Annotated in this window: 6 protein-coding genes; 5 read left to right on the top strand and 1 reads right to left on the bottom strand. The window is 32.4% G+C overall.

Going from position 1 to position 6,809, the window contains the following annotated elements; genetic code table 11:
- Positions 1-274 precede the first annotated feature (274 nt).
- A complete protein-coding gene (locus ACTWQL_RS24035) occupies positions 275-427 on the top strand; it encodes an ATP-binding protein (protein ID WP_443144888.1) in 153 nt (50 codons plus the stop codon).
- Between the two features lie 469 nt (positions 428-896).
- Here ACTWQL_RS24035 and ACTWQL_RS24030 read toward each other — a convergent pair whose 3' ends face one another.
- Positions 897-1,967, bottom strand: a complete 1,071-nt coding sequence (locus ACTWQL_RS24030; RefSeq protein WP_443144886.1) for a hypothetical protein — start codon at positions 1,965-1,967, stop codon at positions 897-899.
- A gap of 1,059 nt (positions 1,968-3,026) precedes the next feature.
- Between ACTWQL_RS24030 and ACTWQL_RS24025 the strand changes: the two genes are divergently transcribed.
- The 4 genes from ACTWQL_RS24025 (at position 3,027) to ACTWQL_RS24010 (ending at position 6,802) form a co-directional block, all read left to right on the top strand.
- Complete coding sequence (locus ACTWQL_RS24025) at positions 3,027-3,518, top strand: MFS transporter (RefSeq protein WP_443144887.1); 492 nt, start codon at positions 3,027-3,029, stop codon at positions 3,516-3,518.
- A 475-nt stretch (positions 3,519-3,993) separates the two neighbouring features.
- The gene (locus ACTWQL_RS24020) at positions 3,994-4,791 is read left to right on the top strand and encodes a phosphotransferase (RefSeq protein ID WP_443144885.1); all 798 of its coding nucleotides are present in this window, start codon (positions 3,994-3,996) and stop codon (positions 4,789-4,791) included.
- 217 nt (positions 4,792-5,008) lie between these two features.
- Complete coding sequence (locus ACTWQL_RS24015) at positions 5,009-5,653, top strand: uridine kinase family protein (RefSeq protein ID WP_443144884.1); 645 nt, start codon at positions 5,009-5,011, stop codon at positions 5,651-5,653.
- A 195-nt stretch (positions 5,654-5,848) separates the two neighbouring features.
- Entirely contained in the window at positions 5,849-6,802 is a 954-nt protein-coding gene (locus ACTWQL_RS24010; protein WP_443144883.1) for an RNA polymerase sigma factor, read from the top strand.
- Positions 6,803-6,809: the final 7 nt, after the last annotated feature.

The following is a 6,809-nucleotide window of genomic DNA, read 5'->3' as shown; positions in this document are numbered from 1 at the left end:
CTAGTCTCAAAGGAACCCCCTGCCTAACTTTAAACGTTAGGTAGGGATCATCAACCCTTAAGAAAATGAACAAAAGTGTACATTCTAAAATCGTCAAAAGTGTACATATTATCATTGACATTTATATTCTGAGTACTGCCGACACTGTTATTTGGGGACGTGGGACTTATCAGATGATGTACAATTACTGGCCATCTGTGCCTTCGAACCCAACAACGTCCGGTTCGGAGAAAGGGATATGGAAACCTACTCTTGAAAGAGAGAAAGGCGCCATATCCCTATTCTACTCTTAAGTCTATCTAATAATGGTGGACATTATCTGTTTCAGGTGATCAGTCGAAGGTATGAAAACAGCTCGATCATATTAACGTCTAATAAGACATTCGCAGAAGGAAATAATATCATAAAAATCTTCTATGACTTTTAAAATAGCATCTTTGTATTTTGATAGTAACTTTTCAGAGTAGAGTGATAGTGGAAAAATAGAAGAATTTATATGGATTACAAAAAATGATGAATATGTTTTAAAGTGGAGAAATTTAGATAAAGAAAGTTACAAATATCTCTTTACAAAATAGATACCACTTTAGATTTTTGTGGAAGTAGATTAGTTTTAGTCAAAGGTAATAAAGGTCCCTTCATCGTTACAGGGGCATACGAACGAATTGGAGTTAATGCTTATAATCTTAACACCAAAATGTTATTAAGTTATGATAATGTAGATTTGAAAATAAAAGAAACAATCACATTAAAGTCTGAAGGTTTTTGGAAAATTACAAAAAAACATGCCCGGAATTCTTAAGACTTCCAGGCACGTCTTTAAATTATTTGAGTAAGCAGCAACCGTTTAGATAACTATTAATGTTATACTTTACCACAAATAAATAAGTTTTAAATTAAGTTTGCCCATAAGTGTAGTTGTATTCAGCAATAAATTCATCACCTATAGCCCCATTAAAATTAATAGACACAGGTCCCATGGAGATTCCTAGTCCTGTAAGAGTAGCATGAGTATGGAAATATTTATACTGAACATAAGCTGTTCTTCCCATATCTTGGGGACTCACTAAAACATTTCTTGAAAGGTTAGCCCCCTGTTGGAATGCTCCACTAAGAAGGCGGAATTTATATCCAACACCGTAAACATCTACATCCATATCGTTGACATCGTAGGTTTCAGTGTAATACTCGAATTCTTCAGGTCCTATAACACGCCTGAAGTCTCCATAACGTTGGCCCGCATAAGTACCACTCTCTGGAATTGCACGCTCATCCCAAGCCATTCCCATGCCATCTACCAATTTTAAACTTGGAGGCTCTGCCCACCATATATTACCAGAATATTGATAGGTTAAATCCCCGTTTATTGAAGGTCCTAAATAAGTTACCCACAAACCACCTGATACTGTTCCATTATCCCACCATTGATCATCAGTATATGGCAAGGTACCATACGAGACTGAGGAAGTACTAAAATTTGTAAGGGATGGAGGATTTTCTAAATCATTTATTTTGTAGGTTGTATTATTTGTTTTATTGTACTTTTCAATGTCACTTTGTTTTACTTTATTTATTAAATCATCATTAAATCCTGTGTACTCATAAACTTTACCATCAAGACTTCGATATCTCTTTTTCAGCTTCATTTCCAATTTCACTTTTTTTCCGCCTGAGGAAATTATCTCCTCTTTTGTTGTTGTGTTCATTTTAGCAATTTCTTCATCGTCAAATCCCATTGTGTTTAGAATTTGTTGGAGGGAAGAGCTATTTAACTTACTAACATCATCTACAGGTGCAATTCTTCCATCAGACAATTTTTTAATAACTGTTTCATTGTTAATATTAATATTCTTAATAACTTTAGAATCTTTACCCACGTTTACATTTTCATTGGCATATGTATTTAATGGATTCCCCATTAAGCTAATGAGCCACACTACTAAAATTGATGCAATAAATTTTTTCATGACCAATCTCCTAAAATGTTTATTGTTACCGGCAACGATAAACATTTTATAACAACAAATGACAGATGTGTATAAAAATGTGATAAATGATAAATAAGAACTAATTAATGCTTTTGGTTGTATAGGCAATAATAACTGATTGTTATTAGTGAGTGTTTGAGTCTGTATTTTGGAAAAGGTAAATAAAAACTAATAACCAAAAAGTTTGAGTAGCCATATACTCTTTTCCAACTAGTTCACCATAAAAAGGTATTCTATAACATAGAAAAGAAACAACAATTGATAAGATTATTATTAAAAACTTTCTCTTTAACATGAAATTCCTCCTTGAAAAATTGTTATAGTACTTATTTTAACAACAAATTGCACCGAAAAAACGATCGTTTTTTAAGAAATTGCTAATCCAAGTTGTAATACAAATAATAAATATTTATAAAATTGGATGCGCTTATATAATTAAGAGGATATTTCATAAAATTAATTAATACAATATTATTTGAAAATTTTCTCGAAATAGTTCTAAGAAAATAAAAGATAGTCATTTAAACCTCCAATTATTTATAGTTTAACATTTCAATTTAGCAAGTTTAAGTTTATCAGAATCCCCAAGGTTAATAATTTAAAATTACTGAACTGATAGTTATCGACATAAAGTTTGAGTCATTTAACTTAATAAGTTGGCAATCGTAAAAATTGTTTAACCCTCAGGGTATAGTAAAAACAAGGTGTATTAGTGTAAATATTTTCTTATGGTAATCAAAAAGTACGAAGAGGAGGACCAAATTTTAACTTTAGTTATTCCTTCCTAAAAAGGGGGCGTTTACTGCACAAGGTGATCGCTTTTCACCAGATGTTATTATTTTTTTAGTATTAGTAACAATATTTGTGAATTACTTCATTAAATTAAGTAATGAGGAAGAACCTCTTTGGTAACTCTGGAGTAAAAAATATAGGAGAGAATTCTTCCATAAAAGGAGATTGTGTTACAACCTATTATTCGAAATAATTGGAATTTAGTTAGAGGACAGAAGATAATACCATTTATTATATGTTCTACTAATAGTATTACCGTCAATTGGTAATAGTTTTGGTTCTGTAATGTACTATAGTATCATTTATGTAGTATTATTTGCTGGATTATTCCTGGGGTCACTGTTGACCAGTATACTAAAGACCAATGGAAAAATAATTTCCTTTTTTTGGAGTATAAGTGGTTTAAGTCTAATGATTTTTGGTGTTGCCGATCTGTTCCTTTTCAAAGCGATTTCATTACTTATTTTCGGGTTATGTTTGGGAGTGATTAACGTGCTCTCATTTACTTATATACAAATCATTACTAAAAAAGAGATGATGGGCAGGATAATGTCAACACTAAATACCTGTGGTAGCTTATCTATGCCACTTGGTAGTTTAATTGGTGGATTATTAGCGTTAAAATTAAATATTTCATTAATTATTATATTATCTGGAATTGCAATTTCAATTTGTGGGATCTCTTTATTTCTTATCAGAGATGTACGTACAATTACTTTCCAAAAAGAGATTTCATAAAATTCCTTATTCCAGTATCGGGGGCAAGAGCTGAAGTTCGCCTTGCCTTTGTTCAAGAACTGAGGAGGTTTGTTGGAGAAGAACTAATATTGAAGGATCTAGAATCTTGCTTACATACATTCGTTTTTATAAATAGGATGTGAACAATGTTTAGGGAATTGAAAAACTTTTTGGAGTTTTCTTTCTTTAGTATAAAACCTTTGGTAATATATAATATAGAGATGTATAGAAAGGGGAATCTATATTACACATGTGGAAATACCTTTAAATGATTATTAATTGGATAGAGACAGTTGCGGTCCTTAATTATTAAGGATGCGTTTATTTGTCTATCTAAAATCATTGAAGGGATACATGGTGTGGATAATAAAATTCCCATTACCAAGCAGATACCTTTGTATATCTGTTTTTATTTATGGGTAAAAATACATCTCAATTGACATAATCACAGTGTCCCTATATTGGGGGAATTTTAATGAATAGTCAGTACGAAGACGAAGAAATGCTAGCAGGCGGAAATGTATCAACCGTATATCGTTCAGGAGACACTGTACGGCGAGAATTAAAGCCAGAAAGTCCACAAATTCACGAGCTATTAAAGCATTTGGAAAACAAAGGTTTCAGTTATGCACCAAAGTTTTTAGGTATGGATGAAAAAGGAAGAGAGATATTATCGTTTATTGAAGGAGAAGCTGGAAATTATCCTTTAAAAGAATACATGTGGTCTGATAATACTTTAAAAGAAATAGCAAAGATGCTCCGTCGGTACCATGATGCAGTGAGTGACTTTCCATTATTGAATAAATGGAAACCCATGGACAATACTCCAAATAACATAGAGGTTGTATGTCACAATGATTTTGCCGTTTACAATATTATTTTTAACCAAGAAAGACTAGTAGGTATTATCGATTTTGATGTTGCTGCTCCTGGTCCAAGAATTTGGGATATAGCTTATACTCTTTACACATGTGTTCCTTTAAGTAGGCTTTATCATACTGAACAAGGTGAAGCAGTTTATTATAATCAACAACAAGATGCAGATCGTATTAAACATAGAGTTAAATTGTTTTTTGATTGCTATGGTATTGAGGGAATGGAAGAAGGTTATTTGGAGATTGTATTGCTACGATTAGAAGGGTTATGTAAATATATGAAGACAAAAGCTAGTGAAGGTGACATTGCTTTTCAAAAAATGATAGATGAAGGACACCATGATCATTATCAAAGAGAAATTAAATTCATTCGTGAACACGGAAAAGAGTGGATATAAGGTTAGATTTTTGTTGAACAGGTACTTTCTGGAGTATAATCCAATATACAATTAAACGATATTCAGTAATCGGGCACAATTCTAGAATTGTGCCTTTCTTCTGCAAAAGGGGGGCGAATCTGAAGTAGGAATGTGCTCTTTTTGATAGGGGCATGATTTGTTTGAAAAAATTGATAGTTAAGGCAACTTAACGGAGTAATGTGATTGAGGAGGAAATATGGACGAGGTATTACATGAGATAGTCAATTTAATTAATGATGAGGATAAAAGAATTGTTATCGGGATTTCTGGTCATGGGGCATCTGGAAAAACAAGGTTTGCCCATAATCTTTTAAAGCTTCTGGGGCATGATAATGTAAATTATATCAATACTGACACCTACATTATAGGTTCTCATCTTAGGAAGTACACAAGGATCGACTATGAATATAAGAATAAACATCATCATGATAAAATGACAGCTTGTCATCCTGCTGCACATAATATTTTCGCTTTAGAGAGAGACATACATATGATGAGAGATGGTTTAGATTTTTATACAATAGGCACTAAATATACAAAAAGCAAGTTAATTTCTTCACAAAACAAAATAAATATTGTAGAAGGTATGACCGTTACCTTCACAGATCCCGAATTGTATGATCTAAAAGTTTACTTATATACCGATGGAGAAACAGAGTTAATGAGAAGGAGTATACGTGATGTTTCTGAAAGAGGAAGAGATATAAATTATTTAAGAAAATCTCATGAAGAGCGTAGGATTCAATATGATATATTTATGCATCCTTATCACAGAAATTTTGATATAGTTTTAAAAAACTCTAATGAAAACTTTATTCTTGAAAAAAGTTGTTTTAAATAAACACAGTGCAGGAGATCTTATTAAAATATTAGAGAGGCAACCTTTATTATCTTTTACAATATTCAACAAAAGGGGGCTTATCCGCAGTAAGGATTAGCCTTCTTTCCATGAAATTAATCATTGAGTCAGATACTATAATTTGAAATAATTGGTATAACTTTATGTATAAAAAGATTTATAGGTGAGGAGGAAGACATGACTTTAAACGATTTAAAAGCACTTGGGGAGGATATAAGAGAAATTGAGCAAAAGTACAAACAAGAAATCGAGCCATTTCGTTCTGATCTCTGGCATTATTGCTATAAGTTGACTAAATCTCCATGGGATGCTGAAGATTTAGTACAAGATACCCTATTTAAATCACTTGCGGTGTTGGCCAAAGTGTATCAGCCAGTAAATACGAAATCCTACATATTTAAAATCGCTACAAATTTATGGATTGACCAGAATAGAAAGAGTAAATATACGTATCAATCGCTGAATGAGAACCTCAACCAAGAACTTACATCCAGCTATGATTTTCAGTTGATTGACAATCTCGACTTTCTTATAAAACAATTGACCCCAATTCAATATGTGTCCTTTATCTTGACAGAAGCATTCCAGTTCAAGGCGAAAGAAATTGCCAGAATAATACCTACTTCAGAAAACGCTGTTTATGCTAACCTCAGCAGAGCGAGATCCATACTTAAAAATAAAGTAGAAAGGACTTCTAAACCAAAAGTTCGTGCAGTCGATCTCACCGCGAATGGACCATTAAAAGTTTTGCTCGAGGGGTTCCGTAATAAAGATCCTGAAATGATTGCATCTGTATTAAGCGAAGATGTTATTACGGACATTACCCATGCTGGGTTGGAAATGGGTCTTGAAGAAACGAAAAAGAATTCACTAAGAGATTGGAAGCAGATTGTCGATACGCAACATGTTATTGTGGCTGAGTACAAAGAATTGTGGGGAAGACCTGTCATAATCGAATTAGAGAAGAAGTTGGATAATAAATTGTATCTGAACAATATACATGTTATTGAAACATATGAAAATGAAATCATATTTTGGAAGTTTTATTGTTTTTCATGGGATCTAATGAAGCTTGCAGCCAATGAACTAGGTGTTGAGCTGAATGCCAAATATTTTTATCATATTTTTTAATTTCTTT

Source organism: Pseudalkalibacillus sp. R45, assembly GCF_052246725.1.
Lineage (GTDB): Bacteria > Bacillota > Bacilli > Bacillales > Fictibacillaceae > Pseudalkalibacillus.
This window is presented reverse-complemented; position numbering and strand designations above follow the sequence as displayed.